This is a genomic window from Fretibacterium sp. OH1220_COT-178 (assembly GCF_003860125.1).
Classification (GTDB): domain Bacteria; phylum Synergistota; class Synergistia; order Synergistales; family Aminobacteriaceae; genus CAJPSE01.
This window is the reverse complement of the sequence record NZ_RQYL01000035.1, coordinates 16,884-40,521: the sequence shown is the minus strand read 5'-3', so window position 1 is coordinate 40,521 and position 23,638 is coordinate 16,884. Positions and strand designations below refer to the sequence as shown.

Genomic DNA, 23,638 nt, shown 5'->3' with positions numbered 1-23,638 from the left:
TGCTACACGGTATGCGAAAAATGCCGCATCCTTTGTTGCCGCGGTGCAAATTCGCTGCATTGCTCTTTGGGCTAATATCTTGTGACGACACTATCTAGCAGGTCTCATTTTGAATATGGGGGAGAAGCCCCCTATGAAATACGGGATATAGGGAAAAGAACTCGTTTGAGGGATGAATCAAGGAGCGAACGACGCGTATCGGAGCTCGGCGGGAGCCGAGCTGCCGAGTGCAGGCGTCAAGCCGCAGCGAGGCGACCGATACGTGGCAAGTGAGCTGAAAAGAATAGGGAAGGGGATTTCTTAATGCTCCGAGGGAAGCAGCAGGACTCCATCCTCCAGGAAGAGCGTAATGCCCTCCGGAAGAGGAAAATCCGTATAGGGAATCTCCAATTTGGCTAAGATCCTTCCGTTGCCGTCCTCTCCGATGAGTAAGGCATCCGCTGACTTGTCTTTGGTATTCAATGTCAGGGTCCAGGTCTGCAAGGCTTTTCTTTTTGCCTTTTGAGTGTGCTGACAAGCGAGTATATCCGCAACAAGCCAGAACGCCTCGCACATTTCCGCCATCATCTTGACGCCATCGGTAATTTTGAAGGCGTCGTCATCGGGAAATACTTTCCAATAGTGCTCCGTGCCGATCTGGCAGGCCAGTGCGCTTCGGATTCTGTCCGATGTTTCCAAGGTCGTCATCCTCCAATCTGATTTTGAGTTGAATATGAATGCCTGAAGGGGCTTCCATACATGATTTTCAATGGATTTTTCTTTTCCGATGTGATTCGCTTCGGAGGGGGATAGGGTCATGGGTTCGATGGACGAGGTAGGATTCGAATAGAGCCCCCTTATGGTGCAAAGATGGACTGTACGAGGTAAAATATGTGTATGTAGGAGATGATGAGAATCGGGAAATTACGCTTGTACTTGGAGACGACAGTTTTTAACTACTACTTCGATACGGACAGAGACGGGCATGAGGATGTCGTCAGGCTGTTTGAGGCCATTGGTGCTGGGCGGTATGAGGGGTATGCCTCATGGTATGTGACGGATGAATTAAGGGAAGCACCAGAACCCAAACGGAGTGCCATGCTATCCCTTATAGAACAATATGGAATAGCTGTCTTGGAATCTACGTCCGAAGCGGCTCGGTTGGCTGAGATTTACTTGAAGACCGAAATCATTCCGAGTTCATACCGTCTTGACAGTTTGCATGTTGCAGCTGCATCTGTTTATAAATTGGACTGCGTGGTCTCTTATAATTTCCAGCATATCAATCGAGATAAAACCAGAATATTGACAACCAATGTCAATAATACCGAAGGGTATGGAGGGGTGGTCATCTGTACTGCGAAGGAGGTTTTGCGCCATGAACAACCGGACATCTAACCCAATAGAGGATGAGCTGGATATAATACGTCTGAAAATCTATGAGAGAATCAAAGATATGACCCCGGAGGAGGAAGTTGCTTATTTTCGTGCGCAGAATGAGCCGATAATCAGGCAGTTCAACCTGAAAATGAGCCCCCTTAAGCCGATGGAGCCTAGGAAGAGGGCTGAGGTAGCATCTGGATAAGGTGAGTTTTGCGGGGTTAAATTGGGGTATTCGCGTTTCCACTCACAATCCCTTTTGGGATCTTGAAAGAATAGGGATGGCGGCATAAGTTGCCCCTATTTCTGAATTATTGAGTCGTGAGTTTCAGGACCGATGCTTTAGCTCCACCAAGGATACCCTCGACCGAACAGTGAACGGTCGATGAAAAGATTAGAGAAAAGGGCGTTTTTCCTTGTCGCGAGGAAAACGCCCTTTTCGTTTCGTGAGTGGAGCCCATGGAGGAGCAGGGAGAGGAGAAAGGTTCACGGTTGTGAGTCTGGCCATGCAGTGCCACCGGCTACGCCGGTGGCACTGCATGGGACGAGCTGCAAATAGCCCGCCCGCTTTTTCACCGCACCTTGCGGCGCAGCGCCCAGAAGGCTGCGGCCAGCAGGCCCAACCCCGCGAAGCCAGCGTTGCAACCGCCGCCGCCGCTCTTGCCCGAACCCTGTTGAGAGACGGTCAAGGTGAAGGTCTTCGTATCGCTGCTGCTGCCCGCGCTGTTCGATGCCGTAGCGATGACCGAGATCTGGCTCGTGCCGATGGTTTTACCCGCCAGCACAATCTGTTTGCCGTCGGGCGAGACATCCACGGAGGCCACGGCCGTGTTCAGAGAGGAAACGGAAAGTTTGTAGGCCAGGTCCGCAGGAGCCCCTGCCAGGCTGATCGTGACCGCGGGCGTGAGCGTCCTGGTGGTGCCCTGCCTGAGAGCTACATCCCCCAGGGGCTTGAGGATGACTTCCGGGACTGGAAGCGGCGAAGAGCCCACCCGGATCTTGATCGATGCGGGGGAGGATACGACTGGATTGCCCGAGGCATCCCAGCCGTGTCCCCGGGCGTAGAGGACGGCATCGCCCGACTTCAATGCCGTGACGATGCCTGCGGCATCCACGCTGAGGATTGAAGTGTCGCTGACGCTCCATTCTATGCCGTCCTTATGGGTACGGACATCTCGCGTAGCGTCGGACGGGTGTACCCCGGCGACGTACTGTTCGCTCTTGCCCAGCTGGATGTAGGGGCTTCCTTTGAGGTCGATGCTTGCCAGTGGGACGGGGCTCAGCTCGAATGCGCCCGAGTCGAGTCCGAGCAGTTGAGGGCGGCGCTCCCCGCGCTCATCGATCTCGGGAAAACCCGGCGTGGATGTGGGAATGAGGTCGCGTGCGACGTTTCCGGACAGGCTGGAGAGCTTCAGCACCTGAACGCCGTTGATCGCCGTCAAGGCCAGCGGCTGGGTGTGAAAAACATCCTGCGAGCTGACGGAGATGTGATTGCCCCACGCCGAGGAAAAGGAACCGGGGGCGTTCGTTTGGCCGATCACGTTGTAGCGTCCGTTGTTGAAGATGCTTCCCCCCGTTTCCGCGTAGACGTCGGTGCCCTGAGGCATTCCGCCCCGCTGGGTGTTGCCGGTGACGATGGACCCCGCGAAGCTGACGCCGCCCCTGACGACTGCGACTCCGCCGCCGTTCGTGGCGCTGTTGTCCGCGATGGTGCAGTTCAGGAACGTGGTTGCGTCGAAGCCGCTGCTGGATACACAGACCGCGCCGCCACTGGCTCCCGCGTCATTGTCGAAGAACGTGCAGTTAACGAAATCCGCCTTGGCGGCTCCCTCGATGTTGACCGCTCCGCCGTTGCCCGAGAAGGCCTTGCCCTTGGTGAAGGAGAGCCGGTCGAACTTTACCGTTCCACCGGTAATGCTGAAAAGACGCGTCGTGTTCCCCTTCAGTGTCGCGCCGCCGCCGTTCAGGGTCAGCGAATCGGAGATGTTCACCTCCGAGGCGAACGTGATGACCTTGACCGCGGCATCGATATGGATTTCGTCCGCTTCCGGGGTCGAGTTGGCGTCGAGGATGGCCTGTCGCAGGGAACCGGGGCCCTTGTCGGCGTCGTTGCTGACCGTGAACGTCGCCGCCCCCGCGGGCACCGCGAGAAGGAAGACCGCGAACAACAGGGCGCATGCTGAAATTTTTTTCTTCATCATTCAACGCTCCTTATCTTTTATCTCTGGTCGAAACCAAGCAATTGCAGTCGATCTAGGATCTGTAGGGCAAGAATCGAACGTTGCGGTGGCTCGACGCGCCAGCCATTCCGGGGACACGGCCCCTCCTTCCGTTCCCCCGCAGGACCTCCCGGAGCCCCCCTTTCTCCGCGGGTTGGAATGGCGGGAGGATGGAGGTATTATATCCTCATTCGCGCCGTCCACCTTACGCCATTTTATGGAGGATTTGAATTGTTCTACCACAACTCGATCCTGTTCGCCTTTTTTTCGTTCTACCTCCTGGCCCTGCTCTATACGGGACTTCATCTTGTTCTCCTCGTCCCGGGAGGGCTGATGCGCCTCGTCGTCGCCCTCCTTTGGGGGCTCTTCGGCCTGGCCATGCCGCTGGGGCGCTGGCTGGGCGGCCTTCAGCTCCAGAGGCTCGGTGGCACGGCACTCGGCTTCGTCGCCCATTTCACCCTTGCCTTTCTCCTCCTGGACGTCTGGAGGCTGCTCTTTCGTCTGTTCCCGTCCGTCATAGGCGCACCGCGTCCCTTTCTGCTTCTGAACCTGATGCTTCTCTGGATGGCCTACGGCGTGGCCCGCGCCCAGTACACCATCGTCCGGGATTTGGACATCGTTCTGCCCCTTCCGCCCGGCATGCCGCCGCGGTCTCCCATGACCCTTGTCGCCGTCTCCGACATCCATGCCGGCGGCAGCGTGAATCCCGGACTCCTGGACCGGATCGTGAGGCGAGTCGCGGAGTGCGGTCCGGACGTTATTCTGCTGGTGGGGGATACCCTCGACGGCCACCGCGGCGGGGCGCTGGAGTCCGGGATCGAGACGCTGCTCTCGGACCTGAGCGCTCCGCTGGGCAAGTTTGCCGTGCTCGGCAATCATGAACTCTATGCCGGGGAGGATTTTTCACGGGAGCTGCTGGAACGGGCGGGCTTCACCGTCCTGCAGGACGATGGCCGCGTCGTGGACGGGACCCTGCTTCTCGTCGGACGTAACGATCCCCGGGGCGATCGCCTGGGCAGTCCTCGCGCTCCTCTCGAGAACGTCCTGGCGCGGCTGAGGCGTGAACTGCCCTCGGCCGCCGCGCTGCCCCTGGTGGTTGCGGACCACACGCCGGAGGATCTGGAGGAGCCCTCGGCCGCCGGAACGGTCCTGCAGGTCTCGGGACACACGCACGGCGGGCAGGTGTTCCCCTTCAACCTCCTGGTGCGGCGCCGCTACGGCGTTTCCTCGGGATGGGGAGAGCGAGGGGGGATGGGCTTCTACGTCTCCTCGGGGGCGGGGTTCTGGCACATGCCCCTGAGAACCGTCTCCTCCAGCGAGATCGTCCGGTTCACGCTGCGCTTCGTCTCCCGTCATGAAAATCGACGCGATGACGTGCGAACGGCCCCACGGACTTTTCCGTTGGAGGGGGCCTAAAATTTACGGGATTGTAGTAAAATTGGAGGCGGCTTCCCAAGCTGGATTGTACTCGAAATTTTTCGCAGAAATCATTCTGCGAAAGATTTTTTGTGCTTGCCTGCATATAGGGGAATGGTTTGTTCGTGCCGGGGCCTCCTTTTTGGGGGTGTCCCTGCGAGGCTCGTTTGTCTCGTTCCGGGGGGCTGCGGCACCAATTTGAGGAGGGGGTTTTTTCATGGCAAAGAGAAACTGGAAAACGATGGATGGAAACGCTGCAGCGGCGCACGTCGCCTACGCGTTCTCCGAGGTGGCGGCAATCTATCCGATCACGCCGTCGTCGACCATGCCCGAGCTGATCGACGAGTGGGCGGCGCACGGGCGCAAGAACATCTTCGGCCAGACCGTCAAGGTAACGGAGCTCCAGTCCGAGGGGGGCGCCGCGGGAGCCGTGCACGGTGCGCTCTCGGCCGGAGCCCTGGCCAGCACCTTCACGGCCTCTCAGGGGCTGCTGCTGATGATGCCGAACATGTTCAAGATCGCCGGCGAGCTGATGCCCTGCGTCTTCCACGTCTCGGCCCGCGCCATCGCGGGACACGCCCTCTCCATCTTCGGCGACCACAGCGACGTCATGACCACGCGCATGACGGGATTCGCGATGCTGGCGGCCGGGAGCGTCCAGGAGACCATGGACATGGCCGCCGTCGCGCACCTCTCGACCCTCAGGACGAGCGTTCCCTTCCTGCACTTCTTCGACGGGTTCCGAACCTCCCACGAGATCCAGAAGATCGACGCGCTCGACTACAACGACCTCGCCGGGCTGGTGGACTACGACGCCATCGACATGTTCCGCGCCCGTGCCATGCGGCCGGAGAATCCCTTCCACAAGGGGACGGCCCAGAATCCGGACATCTTCTTCCAGGCCAAGGAGGCCGCACAGCCCTTCTATGTGGACATTCCGGACGTCGTCGAGGGCTACATGCAGGAGATCAAGAAGCTGACGGGCCGCGAGTATCACCCCTTCACGTACTATGGGGCGCCGGATGCCACGCGCGTCATCGTCGCGATGGGGTCCGTCTGCCAGGCCATCGAGGAGACCGTGGACTACCTGAATGCCCGGGGCGAGAAGGTCGGCGTGGTGGAGGCCCATCTCTACCGTCCGTTCTCCCCGAAGTACTTCTTCCGCGTGCTGCCCTCCACCGTTCAGGCCATTGCGGTTCTGGACCGCTGCAAGGAGCCCGGTTCTCTGGGCGAGCCCCTGTACGAGGACGTGCGCACCCTGTTCTTCGACAAGGGCGGCGCGGCGCCCAAGATCGTGGGCGGCCGCTACGGTCTGGGCTCCAAGGACACGACGCCCAGCCACATCAAGACGGTCTTCGACAACCTCAGCCTCTACGAGCCGCGCAACCGCTTCACCATCAGCATCGTGGACGACGTCAGCGACAGCTCCCTGCCCGTGATCGAGGAGATCGAGGCCGCGGCCGAGGGCACGGTCTGCTGCAAATTCTGGGGTCTGGGATCCGACGGAACGGTCGGTGCCAACAAGAACTCCATCAAGATCATCGGCGACCACACGGACCTCTACGCGCAGGGTTATTTCGCCTACGACTCCAAGAAGTCCGGCGGAATCACGGTTTCGCACCTGCGGTTCGGCAAGTCGCCCATAAAGTCCACCTATCTGATCGATGCCGCCGACTTCATCGCTTGCCACAAGCAGGAGTACGTGCACCAGTACAACGTCGCGGCCGGGCTCAAGAAGGGGGGCACGTTCCTGCTCAACACCCAGTGGACGACGCTCGAGCAGCTCGAGGAGCACCTGCCCGCGAAGCTCAAGCGCCAGCTCGCGAAGCGCGAGGCGAAGTTCTACGTCATCAACGCGGTGGACGAGGCGGAGAAGCTCGGTCTCGGCAACCGCACCAACACGATCATGCAGGCCGCGTTCTTCAAGCTGGCGAAGGTCATCCCGATCGAGGATGCCGTGAAGTACATGAAGGACGCCATCGAAAAGTCCTACGGCAAGAAGGGCGAGAGCGTCGTCAGGATGAACCACGCCGCGGTCGACACCGGGCTCGACAACATCATCGAGATCAAGGTCCCGGCGGCCTGGCTCGACGTTCAGGACAAGGTGGTGGAGAAGCGCGGGATGCCCTCGGAGGTGCCGGACTTCATGGCCAACCAGTGCGCCACGATCAACGCGCAGGAGGGCGACAGCCTGCCCGTAAGCGCGTTCGCGGGCCGCGAGGACGGCAGCTTCCCGTCCGGGACGTCCGCCTACGAGAAGCGCGGTGTCGCGGTGAACGTGCCCGAGTGGAAGAGCGACAAGTGCATCCAGTGCAACCAGTGCGCTATGGTCTGTCCGCATGCCTCCATCCGTCCCTTCCTGCTGGACGCGGACGAGCGGGCCGCCGCTCCCGAGGGCTTCGGCGACGTCGAGTGCAAGGGCAAGGCCCTCAAGGAGGCCGGCTACACCTACAAGATGCAGGTCGACACCCTGGACTGCATGGGCTGCGGCAACTGCGCGGACATCTGCCCCGTCAGCGCCCTGGAGATGAAGCCCATCGCCACCCAGGAGGACCAGATCGACAACTGGACCTTCGCGATGGAGAACGTGGAGGACAAGGAGAACGTGGGCAACAAGTTCACCATCCAGGGCAGCCAGTTCCAGCGCCCGCTGCTGGAGTTCAGCGGCGCCTGCGCCGGATGCGGCGAGACGCCCTACACCAAGCTGATCACTCAGCTGTTCGGCGACCGTATGGTCATCGCCAACGCCACGGGTTGTTCCTCCATCTGGGGCGGCTCGGCGCCCAGCATGCCCTACACGACCAACGCCAAGGGCCAGGGGCCGGCCTGGGCCAACTCCCTCTTCGAGGACAACGCGGAGTACGGCTACGGCATGAAGCTCTCGATCAACGTGATGGTGAACTACCTCGTCGAGGCCATGGAGAACCTGCTGAAGATGGACATCGCGCAGGAGGACAAGGACGTGCTGCAGGAGTGGCTGGACACTCGCGAGGACGGCGAGAAGTCGCGCGAGACCGCGGCCAAGGTCGAGGCGCTGCTGGACCGCATGTTCTGCTGCTCCTGCGGCGAGTGCGGGTGTGGGGACGAGGCGGTCATCCGGGAGTTCGCCAAGATCGAGCAGTTCCGGGACTACCTGGTCAAGAAGTCCGTCTGGATCTTCGGCGGCGACGGCTGGGCCTACGACATCGGCTACGGCGGCCTGGACCACGTTCTGGGCAGCGGCGAGGACGTCAACATCCTGGTCATGGACACCGAGGTCTACTCCAACACCGGCGGCCAGTCCTCCAAGTCCACGCCGACGGCGGCCATCGCAAAGTTCGCGGCCAGCGGCAAGCGCGTGCGCAAGAAGGACCTGGGCCGCATGGCCATGACCTACGGGCACGTGTACGTCGCGCAGGTCGCGATGGGCGCGGACAAGAACCAGCTGCTCAAGGCCCTGGCCGAGGCCGAGGCTCACAAGGGCCCGTCCCTGGTGATCGCCTACGCGCCCTGCATCAACCACGGCATCAAGGCGGGCATGGGCAAGACGCAGGACCAGAGCAAGAAGGCCGTCGAGGCGGGCTACTGGCACCTGTACCGCTACAACCCTGAGCTGGCCGAGCAGGGGAAGAACCCGTTCATCCTCGATTCCAAGGAGCCGAAGGCCAGCTACAAGGACTTCCTGCTGAGCGAGGTGCGCTATGCGGCCCTGAAACAGGGGTTCCCGGACATCGCCGATGCGCTCTTCGAGCAGGCGGAGAAGGAGGCCAAGGAGCGCTACGCGGCCTACAAGGCCCTGGCGGAGATGGGCCCGCAGCCGATCAAGGCTTAGTTCTTTCGGCCGTTCGGTTCGAATTTCGTCAATCCAAGTGCGGAGGCCGGGGGGAGTACACCCCGGCCTCCCTTTGTGCAAAAGGGCACGGGGTTTCTCAGGAGCCGTCTCCCATCCTGAGCTATAATAGAGAGAGAAAAACGTTGCTTTCATCGACGCTTCGACAGGAAGCGGGAATCCGTTAGGGGGTCATGTGTTTTGAGAACGATCAAGGTGATTCCGCTTTTGCTGGCATGGGTGATTTCGGCCGCGTCTGCGTCGTGGGCCGCGGACTTCGAGTTCAGGGGGAAGATCGAGCCCGTGGATACCACCTCGCATCTTCTGGCCTATTATGTGAACCGTTTCGCCCCGGAGGAGCTGAAGCTCACCGTCGTCGGGCAGCCGGATGCGACGGGGCGCTTCCACGACCTCTTCATGGACCTGACGGGGGTGAGGATCGAGGATGTGCGGGTGGACAAGCTGACCTTCCGCATGAACGACGTGCAGTTCAATGCGCCGGAGAACTGGACGTCGGGGGACGTCGAGTGCCGGAACGCCCTTCAGATCTATGCGGCCTGCCGCATCCTGGAGGAGGACATCAACAAGGGGCTCGAGGCCCAGACCTTCGGGAAGGACGACCACTGGAAGAATATCGCCCTTGCGATCACGCCCTCCGGGCTGAAGGGCAAGGGGACCTACCTTGCCAAAGTGCTTTTCGTCACTCTGGACATCCTGATCGAGATAGACAGCAAGCTGAAGATCGTCAACCGAAGGGAGCTCTGGCTGGACGATCCCCAGGTGCGGATCAACAAGATGGACCTTCCCGACTACATCACGAAGAAGGCGCTGGCTCAAATTCAGCCTCTGCTGGATCTGGCCCGTTTTCCCCTGCCCCTGAAGCTCCATACCGTGACCCTGGAGGAGGGGAGGGCTCTGCTCTCCACGCGGATCGGCCCTCAGCCCATCGATCAGGGTACGACATACCATTACTTCTCCCGTTAGCCTCCGATGAACGGAATCGACCGCAAGCGCTATCTGTGGGTGCTCCTGTCCGCCCTGCTGCAGGGGCTTCTGCTGGGCCAATATCTGGTCACCCAGAGCGGGCCGTTTCTGGCCCTGCCTCTGACCCTGATGGTGGTGGTCCCCTTCGCCTTCTGGCTGGCCCAGGAGCATTGGGGAAGGCGTCTCAGGCGTTTTCTGGGTGGCCTCTCCCTGGTCCTTTCGGTCTTCTACGCCTACAGGCTCTGGTCCCTTTATCCGCCCGACGGAGCGTTTCACTCCATGCCCTCCCAGGGCATGGAGCTGTTGCGGTTCTGCATGGCCGTCTTTTTGCTGCTGCCCTTTTTTCAGTGCCGCATCGCGACATGGAGCTGGCGCGTGCCCTATTCCGACGTCTTTTTCCAGCTCTGCCGCAACGTCTTTCTGCTGTTTCAGGCCGTAATCGTGACGGTGGTCTTCTGGGCGCTGCTCCTCACCGCCAGCCTGCTCTTCGACATCGTGGGGCTGGAGTTCGTCCCCCACGTCCTGTTCCATCCGCTCGTGGCCGCTCCCCTGACGAGCCTCACGATCGCGGTATCCATCACCCTGGCCCTCCGGCACCCCGGTATCGATTCCCTGGGGCGCTGGATCCTGTCGATATTGGCCTGGCTGTTGCCCCCCTTCTCGGCGCTCTCCTTCGTATTCATCGCCTGCCTGCCCTACTCCGGGCTCAAGACCCTGTGGAACACCGGGCAGGCCAGCTCCCTGATGCTGCTTCTGCAGCTCGCCACCATCCTGCTCGCCAACGCGGCGTGGCTCGATGGGACCCGGTCCCCCTTCTCCAACAAGTTCGTCAACGCGCTGGCGAAGGTCTCCCTGCTCTGTCTTCCCGCCTATACGGCTCTGTGCCTCTACTCGCTGGGTTTGAGGGTTCAGCAGTACGGGCTCTCCGTCGACCGTATCCACGCGGCGTTCCTGGTGACGGTCACGGGGGTCTGGGGGCTGGGCTACGCGGGGGCCGTGCTGCTGCGCCAGTGGCCGGGAGCCATCGGCCGCATCAATACCGTTGCGGCCCTGATTTTGACGGTCATCGTCGTGGCGATGAGCTCTCCGCTCCTGGATCCCTATCGCCTGGCCGCGAACAATCAGGTGGACCGGCTGCTCAGCGGACAGATCACGCCCGCGGATTTCGACTACCTCTATCTGCGTTTCAACCTCGGGCGCTATGGCAACTACGCCCTCATCCGGCTGAGGGAGGAGGGGAGGCATTCCCCGGCTTCGGCTGCCATTCGCAAGCGCCTCGATGACGCCATGGCCGTGGATCCTCAGGCGCATTGGAGGGACGTTCGGAGCGGTCTGCCCTCCGAGGCCCGAAGACGCGATATCCTGAATGCCGCCGCCGTCCATCCCGAGGGGCGAAAGCTCTCTCCGATCCTGGTCGAGCATCTGGTCCGCCTTTGGGAGGAGGGCTACGCACTCAATACCCTGCGCCGCAGCTCCGACGCGCTCTTCGTGTTTCAGGACGTCCTGAGCGAGAGGGAGGAGGCCGGGGAGACCTGCCTGCTGATCCTCCCCGGAATGGGCCTGGTGCTCGATGTCGTCTCCGACGAACCTCGGGTCGTCGGATTCTTTCAGGGGGATCTGCTCCCTTCCGCGCTGTCCTCCCCGGATCTTTCGGTCGTGGAGCCGCAGTTCAAGGAGCTGATGATACGGGGGGAACGGTATCGGATTCTGCCTTGGCCCTAGAGTGAAGCAAAGTGAAGCAAGACGAGAGCCCCGCCGCCGCGGGGCTCTCTCCGGCTTGGGGACGTATGTCTCTATTCGTCCGAGTTCTGTCCCCTGCGCCGGTAGTCCGCATAAAGGGCCACCAGCTTGAACTGCTGCTCCGGGGTCACGTTCACGAACTCGACTCCTGCCGTAAAGCATCCGTCGCTTTTGGCGTAGACCATCAGAAAATGCCCGTCCAGAAGAAATTCCTCCGCCCTGTTCCGAAATCGGAAGCGGACATCCCGCCAGGCGATGTCCTCCTCTTTGATGGCGCGCTTGCGCTGGTTCTCCCGAAATCGGACCCGAAGGCCGACGATGCTCAGATCCAGAACCTCGGCCAGCAACCAGTCGCCCTCGTCGGGCAGCTGGAATTCGGTGAAGAGCCGACAGTCCACTCTCAGAAACCGGCGCTGATCCCTTCTTTCCTGGTTTTCGGGCAAGTGCGTTCACTCCATTCGGTCAGGCTCGCGTCGGAGTTTGCTATACTGAATGTCGACGGGCTTGGCGGATGAGGTTAGCATACCACGTCGAGACCCCGTTGTGCACATCATATCGGGGACATTGTCGTGTCCGGGGAGAGCTGAGATGAGGTTCGACTTTTTCGATAAGGACAAGGATCTTGCGTTCATGCGTTTGGCCCACGAGGCCGCCGTCGCGGCTCTGAGGGGGGGGAACCACCCGTTTGGAGCGGTTCTGGTCGACTCGGCGGGGAAGCTCTTGCTCAGCGGGGGGAACATCGAACTGACGGAGCGGGATTGCACCGGTCACGCCGAGTCCGCGTTGATGCGGGCGGCCTCCAAGCGTTTTTCCCGCGACGATCTCTGGGAATGTTCCCTCTACACCACCATCGAGCCCTGCGCCATGTGCAGCGGGGCGATGTACTGGGGCAACCTCGGGCGCGTGGTCTACGGCGTAGGGGAAAACAAGCTGTTGGCCCTTACGGGCAGCGACCCCGCGAACCCTACCTTCGATCTGCCCTGCCGGGAGGTGTTCGCACGGGGGCAAAAGGATATCGTGGTCGTCGGCCCCATAGCCGATGCGGAACTGGAGGAGGAGATCCTTTCGATCCACAGGGATCATTGGCGGCGCTAGCGCCCCTTTTTGCGGGTTCCCGTCCCGGGGCCCCATCAGGCTTGGGGACGCTCCTGAAAACGGGAGGTTTGTTTTGAAAAAGACAAGAAACTTGAAATGCATCCTGGCGGCAGCTGCCCTTTTCCTGCTTTCTTTCCGGGGCCGGGCCCTGGCTTCCGACTTGCAGCGCCTCTGTTCTTCGGGCTCGCTGCCGGAACTGCGTGCCGCTCTGGAGACGGCCTCCGCGGACGCACCTTTCCCGGACGGCAACCGACCCATCCATGTGGCGGCGGAGCATGCCTCGGACCCGAAGGTCGTGGAGCTTCTGGTCGAGAAGGGGGCCTCGCTCTCCTCCGAGGGGCTCGAGGGGCTGACTCCTCTGATGCTGGCCGCCGCCTACAACCCGCATGAGGGCATTGTCGATGCCCTCGTCAAGGCGGGCGCCTCGCTGGATGTTACGGACGGGAGGGGCCGGACGCCCCTCCACCTTGCGGCCGCAATGAACGACTCTCCTAAGGTCATGGCCGCGCTGCTTCGTCGCGGCGCGTCGCCCAGGATCCGGGACGGCGAGGGCCGGACGCCCCTGTGGGTGGCGGCGGCCCGCCCCTACGTTCGGGGCGTCGAGCTCCTGTTGGACGCCGGAGTCCCGGCGGACGAGCCGAACGACATGGGGGTCACGCCCCTCCTGGCCGCGTGCGAAAGGCCGGACGCGGCCGTCCTGAAGCTTCTGGTGGAGGCCGGTGCCGATGTCAACGTCAGGGATGCCGGACGTTACACCCCCCTCATGCGGGCCGTTGCCGCCGGTGCGGACGCGGAGGCGGTGGATGCGCTGATCGTGGGGAGGGCCAACGTCCGGGCCGAGGACGACCAGAATCGCGGAGCGCTCTTTCTGGGGGCTTCCAATCCTGCGGTCTCCGCCGAGGTACTGGAAAAACTCGTCGCCTCGGGGGCCGACCCCGATACGCGAGAGAGCGGTCTGCTGACCCCCTTGATGGAGGCCTGCCGCTCGGACAATCTGCCCGCCGTCCAGGCCCTGCTGCGCCTCGGCGCCGATGTGGGGCTGCGGGACCTGCGGTCCTGGACGCCCCTGATCTTCGCGGCCTCCTCGGGAGCCTCTCCGGAGTTGATCCGACACCTCGTCCGTTCCGGGGCTCCGGTCGACGAGTCCACTCGGCAGGGGATGACGCCCTTGATGGCGGCCCTCGATGCCGGGAGGGGAGTGGAGACCCTGAAGGTCCTCCTGGAGCTGAAGGCGGCCCCCAACCATAAGAATGCCGTGACGGTCACCCCACTGATCATGGCGGCGGCGAAGGATGATGCTGCTGCCACGGCGCTTTTGCTCGATTTCGGGGCCGATCCCGCCCAGGGCACCTGGGACGGCTTGACGCCGCTGATGGTAGCGGCCCGGAAATCCCGGGAGGCCGATATCTTCGAGCTTCTTGTCGGCGCGGGGGCCTCGGTGGACCAGAGGGCCGGCCAGGGCATGACGGCGCTGATGATCGCCGCGGCCTCGGGCAATGCCGAGGGCCTGGGGCACCTTCTGGCCCTGAGCGCGGACGTCGAGGTTCGGGACCTGGATGGGATGACGGCGTTGATGCACTCCATCCAGGCCCAGGACGGAGGGACCGCATCGACGGCATTGCTGCTCCGGGCGGGGGCGGACGTCGAGTCCCGAACGTTTCGGAATATGACGCCCCTGATGGAGGCCGCGTACCGCGGCAACTCCGAGGCGGCTCGGCTCCTTCTGGACTCGGGTGCGCGAACGGATGCCGTGGATTTCGTCGGATGGACCCCGCTGCACTTTGCCGCCCAGAACGCGAATGGGCTCGAGGTGCTGCAAATGCTGATTTCCTCGGATGCCAAGGTGGACCGTCCCGACTCCGGAGGAACGACGCCCCTGATGATTGCGGCCGCCTACAACAATGCCGAGGCCGTTTCCGCGCTGTTGCGAGTCCGTGCGGACCCCGGCCGTTCCGACAACACGGGACGCGACAGTCTGGGCTACGCCCGACTGAAGAATGCCGGGGATTGCATCGCACTGCTCGAGGAATGGGCCGCTGGAGGGGGAAAACGCTAGCGCCGCATGCTGGGCGCCGCCGGGCGTCGCGCCACGGCGATTTTCCGGGGGCGTGCCGGTGTCGGTCGGCCTGAATTTTCTGGGGAATCCGGGGAGGGGTGCCGGTGGAGTACAAGGCCCGTTTTTTGGGCGTGCCCGAACTTTTTGTCGATGGCGTCAAGGCCTCTTTTCCCTTCCTCAAGGCGCGTATTCTGGCCCTTCTGCTCGTCGAGGAGGGAACGATGTCCCGGGACAGGGTCTGTTCCCTTCTCTGGGGGGACAAATCGCCCGAGGCGGGCAGGCGCAACCTCAGCAACGCTCTCAGCTGCGTCCGGGGTGTTTTGCCCCTGCTTTCGGACAGCCGGGGCGTCCTGTCGCTGGCCCCGGATGTCAGGATCGAGAGGGATCTCGATCTCCTGGACCGGGTGGGCTCCCTGGAATGGGAACGGCTCGTTCCGCTTTTCGAGCCCTTTATGGACTTGGCCGATATCGAGGAGTGGCCCTCTTTCTCCGACTGGCTCCTGCCGAAGCGGGAGGCGTATCGGGCATTGCTGGCGGATCGGCTGCGGCAGCGGTTCCGGCGTGAACTCACGCACGGTGTGTCCGTCCGAATGGAGGAGGCGGTACGCTGCTGCGAGAAAATTGCCGAGCTCGAACCCTACGACGAGAAGATTCACGGCGAACTGGTCCGCCTCTACATCCGTTTGGGGCGGAAGGTGGATGCGGTCCGGACCGCGCGGAGCTTTGCGAGCCGCGTCGAGGGAGAACTCGGCCAGCGTTCCGAGCTTCTGTCGAGCGACCTGCTGCTGAAGCGCCGGACGGTCCCCGCCCCCCTGATGGCCTTCGAGGCCGCAACGGCCGAGAACCCCCTGGAACGCTCCGGGGAGATACTCAAAATGCTGGACTTCTTCTGCTCCGCCGGGGAGGAGGGGCGGTCCTCCTGCGGGTTCGTCTGGGGTGAGGAGGGGATTGGCAAAGGGGCTTTTGTCCAGGAGATCGTCTCGCGTCTCTCGGCCAATGGCTGGAACTGCTGCTCGGTGCGCTTCACCCAGGAGGAGCGTACCCGGCCCATGGTTCCCTTTGTGCAGATGTTCCGCAAACGGGATCAAAAGCTCTTTTCGGACGATAAGAACGTTTTCTTTACGGAGTTGGCCTGTGCCCGCGTTGCGGAGCTCGTCTACGAGGAGGCGGCGAGTCGGCCCGGGGAGGCGCCCAGGCTTTTTGCCCTGGAGAACATCCAGTGGATGGACGAGGCATCGTGGATGATCCTGGAGATGTTCCTGTGGAACCACGCGCTGCCCCGACACGTCCTCGTCTCGGGATACGGGGAGGCGCGATCCCTCTTCATGGCGCGCACCTCCCTGGAGAACGAGCCTTTTGCTGTATGCGAGATACCGCTCGAGCGCTTCAGCCCGGAGCAGACCGAGCGGATCTGTCGGCTCCTCCGCCCCGATCGGCAGTGGTCTCGCGAGGAGGTCCGCGAGGTCTACGACAAGACCGAGGGCAACCCTTTCTTTATCCGATCCCTCCTTTGTCCTCCTCAGGAGGAGCGTTCCGGGCAGTCGCTCGTTCCCTCCAAGAATCCGTTCGCCTCGCGCATCGAGCTCTTGGACCCCGAAGAGCGGGCTTTTCTGGAGGCGCTCGCCATCTCGCCTGGTCCCGTCTCGATGCTCGAGTCCGCGGAGGCTCTGAACCTCCCTCCACTGAGGATTTCGGAGCTCCACGACAGGGTCCGGATCCACGGTTTTTTGAGGGAGAAGAACGAGGAAAACGGGGACGTCAGCTACTATTTCACGCACTCCAAGATCCGGGAGGCGCTTCTTGAGCGGATGTCGGAGTCCTTGCGCGTCGCCCTGCACAGACGCAACGTCGAGGTGCTGCGGGGGTGGAACCCCGCGCTGCTCTACCGCAACCGGCCGGTCTTTGCCCGTCTGGTCCTCCACAGCCGGGAGGCGGGGCTCGGCGAGGAGGAGCTTTTCTGGCGGCTCGGCGAGTTGAAGCTCCACTTTCAAGCCGTGCACGAGGTCTTCCCCGCCCTGAGCGACGCGGACCTGGCCCGGCACATCCCCAAGGCCGAGGATTACGTATGGACGCGTCGAGCTCTGGAGGAGACGCGCCAGCTGATCGACCGCATCGTCCGCCGATCCGGCCGTTCGCCGGCCACTCTGCGGGCCGAGCGGGACTGGTCGATCCTGAAGGGGGGGTATCTCTGGTGGAGCGGCGATTACGAGGGGGCCCGGCAGATCCTGGAGGAGGGGCTGAGGATGGCCCTGCGGACCGAGGAGGACGAGGCCGTCGCCGCCGCTTACGGTCAGCTCTGTTACCTCGCCATCCAGACGGACGATGGGGCTCGCCTTCTTCCCTGGGCCCGCAACCTCTATCGCCTGGCCCTGAACCGGCATCTGGAGCTCTGGGCGGGCGCGTCCCTGCGCTTCATCGCCATCGGCAACATTCTGAAGGGGGAGAGGACGCACGTCGAACGACTGCTGCAGATGTCCGCGCGGGTGTTCGAGAAGCTGGAGGAGACGGGGCCCAGTTATACGGTGTCCCTGATCGCGGCGGAGCATTTCAGGGGCGACCTTCGGCTTGCACAAGGGGACGCCGCCGCAGCGCTCCGGCATTACGAGTGCTGCGTGGACATGGGCGAGGGGCTGGGGCTCTATCCGGGGCTGGGCCTTTCGTTCTCCAAAGCGGCCTATTGCGCTCTCCTTCAGGACGATCTGGTGGGGGCCAGAGCCTTTCTGGAGCGTATGTTCAAGCTGGAGGACCTCCTGTACGCGGAGCGAAGAAATGCGTTGCAGGGCGGCGGGTTCGCCTTCAGCCTGATGGCCCTTCTGGATGCCCTCGGGGGCGATTGGGAGGCGGGCGGCAGGCGTTTCGAGCTTGCCGAGGGGCTTGTCGAGGAGCAGAGGCGCCCGCTCTGGGCGGGGATTCTCGACTGGGCTAAATCCGAGCTTCTTCGCCGGATTCCGGATGTCCCCGAGGGGTTCCGGAGGCGCTACCTGGGCGAGGGGCGGAGGAGCTACGAACGCCGCTGGGCGGAACTGAGGAGTAGGATAGGATGGCACAATTCCTGATGTCGGGCCGTCTGAGGCGCGGAATGCCCCCGGAGGAGGCGCTATGTTGATGGACAGGCTGTGCGCCTGCGTTCTGGAGGGAGACGGCGACGGCGCTTTGGTGGAGGCGGAGCTTCTCTTGTCCGAGGGGGTCTCCGCCCGGGACCTCGTCGGCGTCCTGGCCGAGGAGCTTGCGGAGTTGGGACGTCGATTCGAGGATTATCGGGCCTTTCTGCCCGATCTCATCCTGGCGGGGGATGCCTTCGCCCAGGTGATGGACCGTCTGGAGGGAAGATTGGAGCCCGGCGGGGATGCCTCGGCCTATACGGCTGTCGTTGGCACGGTTCAGGGGGATTTCCACGACATCGGAAAGAATCTTCTGGTCGTAGCCCTTCGCATCGGTGGGTTTCGGGTTGTGGACCTGGGGACGGACGTTGCCCCGGAGGCTTTTTTGGCCGCCGCCCGGGAGCATCGCGCGGATGTGGTGGGACTCTCGACCCTGCTTTCCTCCACTTTGGTCTTCCAGGCGGACTTCATCCGACTTCTGGAGGAGTCGGGGGACCGTCAGGAGTACCTTGTCTCCATCGGGGGGGCCTCTACCTCCGGCGAGTGGTCCCGGGAGATCGGCGCCGACGTCTGGGGGCCCAACGTCTTCGAGAGCGTGGAGCGGATCCGGCTGGCCTTGGAGCGGCGCGACGCCGTGGGACGGGGCAGGACATCTGAGAGGGGGCCAAACGCTTGAGAATGGAAGAATGCGGAGGATAGGGAGGCGAAAAGACAAATGTCGAGACAAAGTCTTTTTCATGTCATGACGACGGTTATTGGCCCTCTGACCTTGGTCGCCGACGAGGATGCCCTTGTCGCCGTGCATTTTGGGGACGAGGGAAGCGCTACGCTCCCCTATGGAGCGGTGCGGGGCGAGAGCCCCCTGCTGGGGGAGGTGGCCCGGCAGCTCATGGGGTATTTCCGCCGGGAGCGGAGGCGCTTCGACGTCCCGCTCCGGATGGAGGGGACGGACTTTCAGCTCCGAACCTGGAACGCGCTTTTGACGATCCCCTACGGCGAGACGCGGACCTACGGTCAGATCGCGGCCCGGATCGGCAGCCCCAGGGCCGTTCGGGCCGTGGGCGGGGCCAACCGCCGCAATCCCTTGTCCATCTTCGTGCCCTGTCATCGGGTTGTGGGGGCGGACGGCGGGCTGGTCGGGTTTGGCGGAGGGCTCGAGGTCAAACGAAGGCTCCTGGAGATCGAAGGGGTCCGGTTGGAGGCGTGAGAGGGGGCCCCCTGAACGCCTCGGGAGAACCGCGCTTGCGCGTCCTTGCCGGAACCTCTACAATAATACTTGGAAAATTCAACCGGGAGGAGGGAGTACGGATGTCGATCATCTTGAACCTGCCGCCCGAGCTGGAGAGTCGGTTGGATGCCCTGGCGCGGGATGCGGACAAGACGCGGGAGGACTACTTGGTGGACGCGCTCGAACGGTATCTGGAGGAGCTGGAGAACTACAACGATGCCGCCCGTACCTCCGGGCTGACCAAGGGAGACCGAATGGGCACGTTTGCCGCGGATGCGATCCGGAGCGACCTGGAGCTGGAGGACCGATAGGCCCTTTCCGAAAGTTTTGAGGCACGACCTTGCATCCTGAGGTCCGCGTCGACCCCCGACGGCGTTTGCAGTGCCGGTGGTCGACGCGGCGCCTTCTTTGCCTCCAAAATTTGCCTCCAAAATGCGGAGCCACAGGGTTTTACGGAGGAGACGAACATTTTCCGTTCCGCCGCCGATCAGCGGATTGGAATTTGCCGATCCGGTTGCTGCCTGCCTCGATCGCTCAATATTCCTGATTGCAGGGATGGAAACCTTGTGATGACCACCAATGCACGGGAGCTCCGGCACACTCAATATTCCTGATTGCAGGGATGGAAACGCAGCGCACCGTATGTTTTTCCGCTCCCTGCCGGGCCTCAATATTCCTGATTGCAGGGATGGAAACTCGAGACGTGGAAGGAAGAACGCCGCCGCAGGAAGGACTCAATATTCCTGATTGCAGGGATGGAAACATGTCAGCCCGCGCCGTCGCGAGGATTCGCCCCGCATCTCAATATTCCTGATTGCAGGGATGGAAACCCATAACATTGGAACTGGGCCGCTATTGTTGCCAGCTCAGTCTTCCTGATATAGGGGTGGAAGCACCGCCTGTCGGAGGGAGGCTCTGCCCTGCAGCCTGGTCCGTTCCTTCCGGCCTGGATCCGTACGGCCCCCCTCTTGCCCGCCGCCGAAACTTATGCCGCGGGCTCCTCCTCGGCCAGGCCGGCCCTGCGGACCTAGAGGAGAACGCCGCATGGTGCACGTGCATGGCGCACCCGAATCAAATCGGGCCGGCGCCCTTTTCGATGTTTTGGGGATAACCTCACGGGAAATTCGTTTTCGCTAACGCCTGCGTCCGAGGCCGTCGAACGGGCTGTCCGGGCTGTGTGCGTCCCTTCCGATGATGCGGATGGCGAACCGGAACTCCTGCAATTCCCTGCTCAGCGTGGCGTCCTTGGGGGCGTACAGCTGACGGAGCCCGCAGAGGCGGACGAAGTCGTCCAGACGTCGGTTGCTCTTGTCCTTGAGTTTGCGCAGGTTGTCGTAGGATACCCGATCGCTCTCACCGTTTTTCAGGTGCTGCAGATGGGCCCAATTGGGTCCGGAGAACGTCAAGGCATGGATTTGGGCGTCTACATAGAGGAGTCCCGGCCTGTCCAGGGATCCCCGGCGCAGAAGAAGCTGCTCTTGGCGCAGCTCCGCGCTGAAGAGATCCGGGCTGAAAAAGACGTTGTCTCCTCCCGCGCGCAGACGGCACAGCGAGTCCTGAATCATCAGGGGAGGGACTCCGCAGATTTTTCTTGCCTCCTGATTGAGCCTCTGTGCCAGCAGGAGCAGTTCTCGGTCCTGCATGCGCACCCAACCCCAATGGCTTGGTTCGGGGCCGTCCTGAAGGTGCGGGAGGGGCTCCGCCCGGACCGCCAGACCCAGGAGGAGCAACAGATCGACGTACTGCGGGTCGCTCAAGGTGATCTCGCAGTCGCCGAGGATCAGCGGTTCTTGTACGGTTAAAGGAAGGACCACCTCGAGCGGCTCCTCCCCCTTAGCTCCTCCGCCGGGCCCCGGGGACAGGTCCGCGCGCTTGAGGTGCAGGGACGAGGCGGAGTCGGTCAGTTTTTCCAGCCAGTCCAGGAACCCGTCGTTCTGATCGTCCAGAAACGCCTTGCGTTCGGGCAGGCAGGGGGTCTGCATCTCGTCCAGAAAGAAGAGCTCTCCATCCCTTACCGTGGAGGCCAGCCGGGCGTCTCCGGCAGGCGTCAATGCGATTTCGAAGAGCGTAAAACGGCATTCGGTCAGGCAGTGCTGCGCGTTGGCGCCATGGATGAAGGTCGCCGGGGGCCTTTGAAAGTCGGACCGGGTGAAGGTGTAATGAGTCTTGTGCTGCAGGCTGAGCTCCTCCTCCAGCTCTCGGACGAGCGCGTGCTCCAGCGCCCGGTCGATAAGGGCTTCCTCCTCGGCCGTCAGAGCCTCGGGCAACCCATAGAGGAGTTCGAGGCCTTGCTCGGCGCTCATCCCCGACTCGCAGTTTTGCAGGTCGCGAAGGTTGACCCGTCCTCCGGGAAAACCGTAATTCCCGTGAAGGGCATTGTCGGGATCGTCCTCACGGTTCTCCCGCCGCTTGAGGATGAAGCGGCTCTCTCTCCGGATGACCCCCCAGGCCACGAAGGTCCTTCGGATGGGGAAAGCCTCGGTCCGTTCGTCGCGCAGGGTCTCCAGGGCATGGAGCGCCTTGTGCTGCCGAGAGATGTCGTCGTTCATCCCCGCGGCCCAGAACCCCTCCCAGAAAAGTCCCTGCTCGCTCGCGAGAAGTGCGAGCAGGGAGCAGGCGAACAGACGCGCGGGATAGGAGACGAAGCGCCAGACGCCCTCCCGCAGCCGGCCGCTCTCCAGAAGGCCGGCCTTGCAAAAGAGCTCCTGCACCAGGAGCACCGTCGCGTGCGGGTGTTCCGAATCCTCCCCTACAAGCCGCACCAGTTCGCTGGCGGCGATCTCCGTACAGCCTCCGCCCTCAGCCGAGCAGAGGGGGAGATGCTTCAGAAGCTTTCTCCAAACCTTCTCCAACGCTTGAAGCCTCCCCGAATTCGAGATGGGAGCGCCTTTTCGTCCTTCCGGAAGGGGTTTTTCCGAAAGCGCCCCTGGGCTTCCGGGCCCATATCCCCGATAATAGCATCATTCGGCCTTCAGGAACAACGGGAAGGGGAAAAAGGAGGGAGAAGTCGACGCCTCTCCATATCCACGAATGTCGGGGCTCGCCGGAAGCCAGATGCGCGCCTTGCCCCTGGTCTTATTGCGCGGATTTGCGGATGGATTGCACGGCGTAGATCAGGACTCTCATCGTGGTTCCGGATCCATTGATCCTCAGCTCGACCTCCTCGCCGTCTCGGGACTGAACTTCCGCTATGATTCCCCCGAGCGTTACGATCTCGTCCCCCGCCTTAACGGCGTCGTGCATGGCGCGAATCCTTCTGTGCTTTCTTTTTGCCGGCAGAATCGAGAAAAGGTATATCAACAAAAAAATACCCAACACATACAGTATGCCAAGGGACATCAAATCCGTATTCAAAACGCGACTCCTCTCATAAAAAGGCCGGCCCGTGAGGATCAGGCCGGCACGACTTACCGATTTCTCCGAGGGCTGTCAGCGCCCCAGGAAATCTTCGACGATGCTGACGAAGACGGCGCTTCCCATATGGAGTACGCTCTCGTCCACGTCGAACTTGGGGTTGTGGTGCGGAACGTCGGTGTGCTTTTCGTGATTGGCTGAGCTCAGGAACATAAATGCTCCCGGGGCTTTCTCGAGGTAGTAAGCGAAGTCCTCGCCCCCCATGTTGGGCGCGGGCTGAGCGGTGAGGACGTGCTCCGCTCCCAGCGCCTTCTTCGCCGCGACACCGGCAAGTTCGGCCATGGCCTCGTCGTTGACGACGGGGGGAGCGCCCCAGTCCATCTCATAGTCGCAGCTGCCCCTGAACGTCGAGGCGATTCCCTGGGCGATCTCGCCGATCCGCTTGGCGAGATGCTGGCGAATGGGATCCTCAAAAGAGCGGATCGTTCCCTCGATAAGGACCTCGTCGGGAATGACGTTATACGCGAAGCCTCCGGCGATCTTGCCGATCGTAAGAACCGCGGCCTTGGGAGCGGCAATCTCTCTGGCGATCACTTCCTGTAGGGACAGGACGATGTTGGAGGCAATGGTGATCGGGTCCACGCCTTTTTCAGGCGTCGAACCGTGACAGCCGATTCCATGGACCTTGAGGATGAACCGGTCGAAGGAGGCCATGCAGCAGCCGGGGACGGCGATCAGAGTTCCGGCGGGGACGTCGGGGCCAAGTATGGAGCCGATGTGAATCCCGAAAACGGCGTCCACTCCGTCCATCACGCCTTCCTGAATCGCGATCCTCGCCCCTTTGGAAATCTCCTCCCCCGTCTGGAAGACGAATTTGACGTTGCCGGACAGCTCGTCTTTGTGCTCGTTCAGGATCCGCAGGGCACCGAGCAGCATCGCGGCGTGGGTGTCATGACCACAGGCGTGCATACACCCCTGGTGTTTCGACGCGAAGGGCAATCCCGTCTGCTCCGTGATGGGCAGGGCGTCGATATCCGCGCGCAGGAGGATCGTTTTGCCGGGCTTGCCGCCCTCGATCGTGCCGATAATGCCGGAGTCTCCCTTGTTCTTCCGATAGGCAATCTCAAGCTTGTCCAACTCGGCGGCAATCATTGCCTGCGTCTTGGGGAGATCCGTTCCGACCTCGGGAATCTGGTGAAGATCTCTTCTGATGCCAACAATATAGTCCTGAAGCTCTTTGCATTTCTCCCACATACTCATATCGATACGACCTCCTTT

At 62.2% G+C, this 23,638-nt stretch carries 18 protein-coding genes, 1 pseudogene and 1 CRISPR repeat array; of the genes and pseudogenes, 13 read left to right on the top strand and 6 right to left on the bottom strand.

Translation table 11 applies throughout. From position 1 onward, the window contains the following. Positions 1-85: pseudogene (locus tag EII26_RS11940) on the top strand (IS5/IS1182 family transposase); the annotation flags it as partial. Positions 86-300: 215 nt separating this feature from the next. Here EII26_RS11940 and EII26_RS11935 read toward each other — a convergent pair. Then, positions 301-678 carry a DUF6876 family protein gene (locus EII26_RS11935; protein WP_124889389.1) on the bottom strand — a complete coding sequence of 126 codons (378 nt, stop codon included), beginning with the start codon at positions 676-678 and terminating at the stop codon, positions 301-303. Positions 679-885: 207 nt separating this feature from the next. Here EII26_RS11935 and EII26_RS11930 point away from each other — a divergent pair, with 207 nt between their 5' ends. Both EII26_RS11930 and EII26_RS11925 read left to right on the top strand, forming a co-directional pair. Next, positions 886-1,377, top strand: coding sequence for a PIN domain-containing protein (locus EII26_RS11930; RefSeq protein ID WP_124889388.1), 492 nt, complete (start codon positions 886-888; stop codon positions 1,375-1,377). After that, positions 1,358-1,564, top strand: coding sequence for a hypothetical protein (locus EII26_RS11925; protein WP_124889387.1), 207 nt, complete (start codon positions 1,358-1,360; stop codon positions 1,562-1,564). The genes EII26_RS11930 and EII26_RS11925 overlap by 20 nt, the downstream gene beginning before the upstream one ends. A 367-nt stretch (positions 1,565-1,931) precedes the next feature. Here EII26_RS11925 and EII26_RS11920 read toward each other — a convergent pair whose 3' ends face one another. Further along, a complete protein-coding gene (locus EII26_RS11920) occupies positions 1,932-3,527 on the bottom strand; it encodes an Ig-like domain-containing protein (protein WP_233572741.1) in 1,596 nt (531 codons plus the stop codon). A 282-nt stretch (positions 3,528-3,809) separates the two neighbouring features. On the opposite strand from EII26_RS11920, the gene EII26_RS11915 reads away from it, so the two are divergent. The 4 genes from EII26_RS11915 to EII26_RS11900 all read left to right on the top strand — a co-directional run bounded on the left by EII26_RS11915 (position 3,810) and on the right by EII26_RS11900 (position 11,508). Continuing rightward, a complete protein-coding gene (locus EII26_RS11915; RefSeq protein ID WP_158612320.1) occupies positions 3,810-4,994 on the top strand; it encodes a metallophosphoesterase in 1,185 nt (394 codons plus the stop codon). A gap of 217 nt (positions 4,995-5,211) precedes the next feature. Then, positions 5,212-8,805, top strand: a complete 3,594-nt coding sequence (nifJ, locus tag EII26_RS11910; protein ID WP_124889384.1) for a pyruvate:ferredoxin (flavodoxin) oxidoreductase — start codon at positions 5,212-5,214, stop codon at positions 8,803-8,805. A 198-nt stretch (positions 8,806-9,003) separates the two neighbouring features. Further along, entirely contained in the window at positions 9,004-9,786 is a 783-nt protein-coding gene (locus tag EII26_RS11905; RefSeq protein WP_158612319.1) for an LmeA family phospholipid-binding protein, read from the top strand. Between the two features lie 6 nt (positions 9,787-9,792). Next, a complete protein-coding gene (locus EII26_RS11900) occupies positions 9,793-11,508 on the top strand; it encodes a DUF4153 domain-containing protein (protein ID WP_124889382.1) in 1,716 nt (571 codons plus the stop codon). Between the two features lie 71 nt (positions 11,509-11,579). On the opposite strand, the gene EII26_RS11895 is transcribed toward EII26_RS11900, so the two are convergent. Next, entirely contained in the window at positions 11,580-11,969 is a 390-nt protein-coding gene (locus EII26_RS11895) for a PilZ domain-containing protein (RefSeq protein WP_124889381.1), read from the bottom strand. A gap of 145 nt (positions 11,970-12,114) precedes the next feature. Between EII26_RS11895 and EII26_RS11890 the strand changes: the two genes are divergently transcribed. The 6 genes from EII26_RS11890 (at position 12,115) to EII26_RS11865 (ending at position 19,317) form a co-directional block, all read left to right on the top strand. Then, positions 12,115-12,621, top strand: coding sequence for a nucleoside deaminase (locus EII26_RS11890; protein WP_124889380.1), 507 nt, complete (start codon positions 12,115-12,117; stop codon positions 12,619-12,621). 73 nt (positions 12,622-12,694) lie between these two features. Beyond that, the gene (locus EII26_RS11885; protein ID WP_233572740.1) at positions 12,695-14,677 is read left to right on the top strand and encodes an ankyrin repeat domain-containing protein; all 1,983 of its coding nucleotides are present in this window, start codon (positions 12,695-12,697) and stop codon (positions 14,675-14,677) included. Between the two features lie 104 nt (positions 14,678-14,781). Then, positions 14,782-17,733, top strand: a complete 2,952-nt coding sequence (locus EII26_RS11880) for an ATP-binding protein (RefSeq protein ID WP_124889378.1) — start codon at positions 14,782-14,784, stop codon at positions 17,731-17,733. A 49-nt stretch (positions 17,734-17,782) separates the two neighbouring features. Then, on the top strand, positions 17,783-18,454 hold the full coding sequence (locus EII26_RS11875) for a cobalamin B12-binding domain-containing protein (RefSeq protein WP_158612316.1): 672 nt from the start codon (positions 17,783-17,785) through the stop codon (positions 18,452-18,454). A 66-nt stretch (positions 18,455-18,520) separates the two neighbouring features. Then, positions 18,521-18,985 carry a methylated-DNA--[protein]-cysteine S-methyltransferase gene (locus tag EII26_RS13630; protein ID WP_199735213.1) on the top strand — a complete coding sequence of 155 codons (465 nt, stop codon included), beginning with the start codon at positions 18,521-18,523 and terminating at the stop codon, positions 18,983-18,985. A gap of 101 nt (positions 18,986-19,086) precedes the next feature. Continuing rightward, on the top strand, positions 19,087-19,317 hold the full coding sequence (locus EII26_RS11865) for a CopG family transcriptional regulator (RefSeq protein WP_124889375.1): 231 nt from the start codon (positions 19,087-19,089) through the stop codon (positions 19,315-19,317). 222 nt (positions 19,318-19,539) lie between these two features. Next, positions 19,540-19,836: direct repeats of the CRISPR family, unit length 30 nt; unit sequence CTCAATATTCCTGATTGCAGGGATGGAAAC. A 303-nt stretch (positions 19,837-20,139) separates the two neighbouring features. Here the strand turns inward: EII26_RS11865 and EII26_RS11860 are convergent. The 3 genes from EII26_RS11860 to EII26_RS11850 all read right to left on the bottom strand — a co-directional run bounded on the left by EII26_RS11860 (position 20,140) and on the right by EII26_RS11850 (position 23,620). Beyond that, a complete protein-coding gene (locus tag EII26_RS11860) occupies positions 20,140-21,858 on the bottom strand; it encodes a hypothetical protein (RefSeq protein WP_124889374.1) in 1,719 nt (572 codons plus the stop codon). 223 nt (positions 21,859-22,081) lie between these two features. Next, positions 22,082-22,345 carry a preprotein translocase subunit YajC gene (locus tag EII26_RS11855; RefSeq protein WP_233572742.1) on the bottom strand — a complete coding sequence of 88 codons (264 nt, stop codon included), beginning with the start codon at positions 22,343-22,345 and terminating at the stop codon, positions 22,082-22,084. A 90-nt stretch (positions 22,346-22,435) separates the two neighbouring features. Then, complete coding sequence (locus EII26_RS11850; protein ID WP_199735211.1) at positions 22,436-23,620, bottom strand: M20 metallopeptidase family protein; 1,185 nt, start codon at positions 23,618-23,620, stop codon at positions 22,436-22,438. Positions 23,621-23,638 lie beyond the last annotated feature (18 nt).

Coding starts and splice junctions, on each gene's coding strand:
- EII26_RS11930 (WP_124889388.1), top strand. CDS start 886: ATGATGAGAATCGGGAAATTACGCTTGTACTTGGAGACGACAGTTTTT.
- EII26_RS11855 (WP_233572742.1), bottom strand. CDS start 22,345: ATGTCCCTTGGCATACTGTATGTGTTGGGTATTTTTTTGTTGATATAC.
- EII26_RS13630 (WP_199735213.1), top strand. CDS start 18,521: ATGACGACGGTTATTGGCCCTCTGACCTTGGTCGCCGACGAGGATGCC.
- EII26_RS11865 (WP_124889375.1), top strand. CDS start 19,087: ATGTCGATCATCTTGAACCTGCCGCCCGAGCTGGAGAGTCGGTTGGAT.
- EII26_RS11925 (WP_124889387.1), top strand. CDS start 1,358: ATGAACAACCGGACATCTAACCCAATAGAGGATGAGCTGGATATAATA.
- EII26_RS11850 (WP_199735211.1), bottom strand. CDS start 23,620: ATGAGTATGTGGGAGAAATGCAAAGAGCTTCAGGACTATATTGTTGGC.
- nifJ (WP_124889384.1), top strand. CDS start 5,212: ATGGCAAAGAGAAACTGGAAAACGATGGATGGAAACGCTGCAGCGGCG.
- EII26_RS11900 (WP_124889382.1), top strand. CDS start 9,793: ATGAACGGAATCGACCGCAAGCGCTATCTGTGGGTGCTCCTGTCCGCC.
- EII26_RS11875 (WP_158612316.1), top strand. CDS start 17,783: ATGGACAGGCTGTGCGCCTGCGTTCTGGAGGGAGACGGCGACGGCGCT.
- EII26_RS11890 (WP_124889380.1), top strand. CDS start 12,115: ATGAGGTTCGACTTTTTCGATAAGGACAAGGATCTTGCGTTCATGCGT.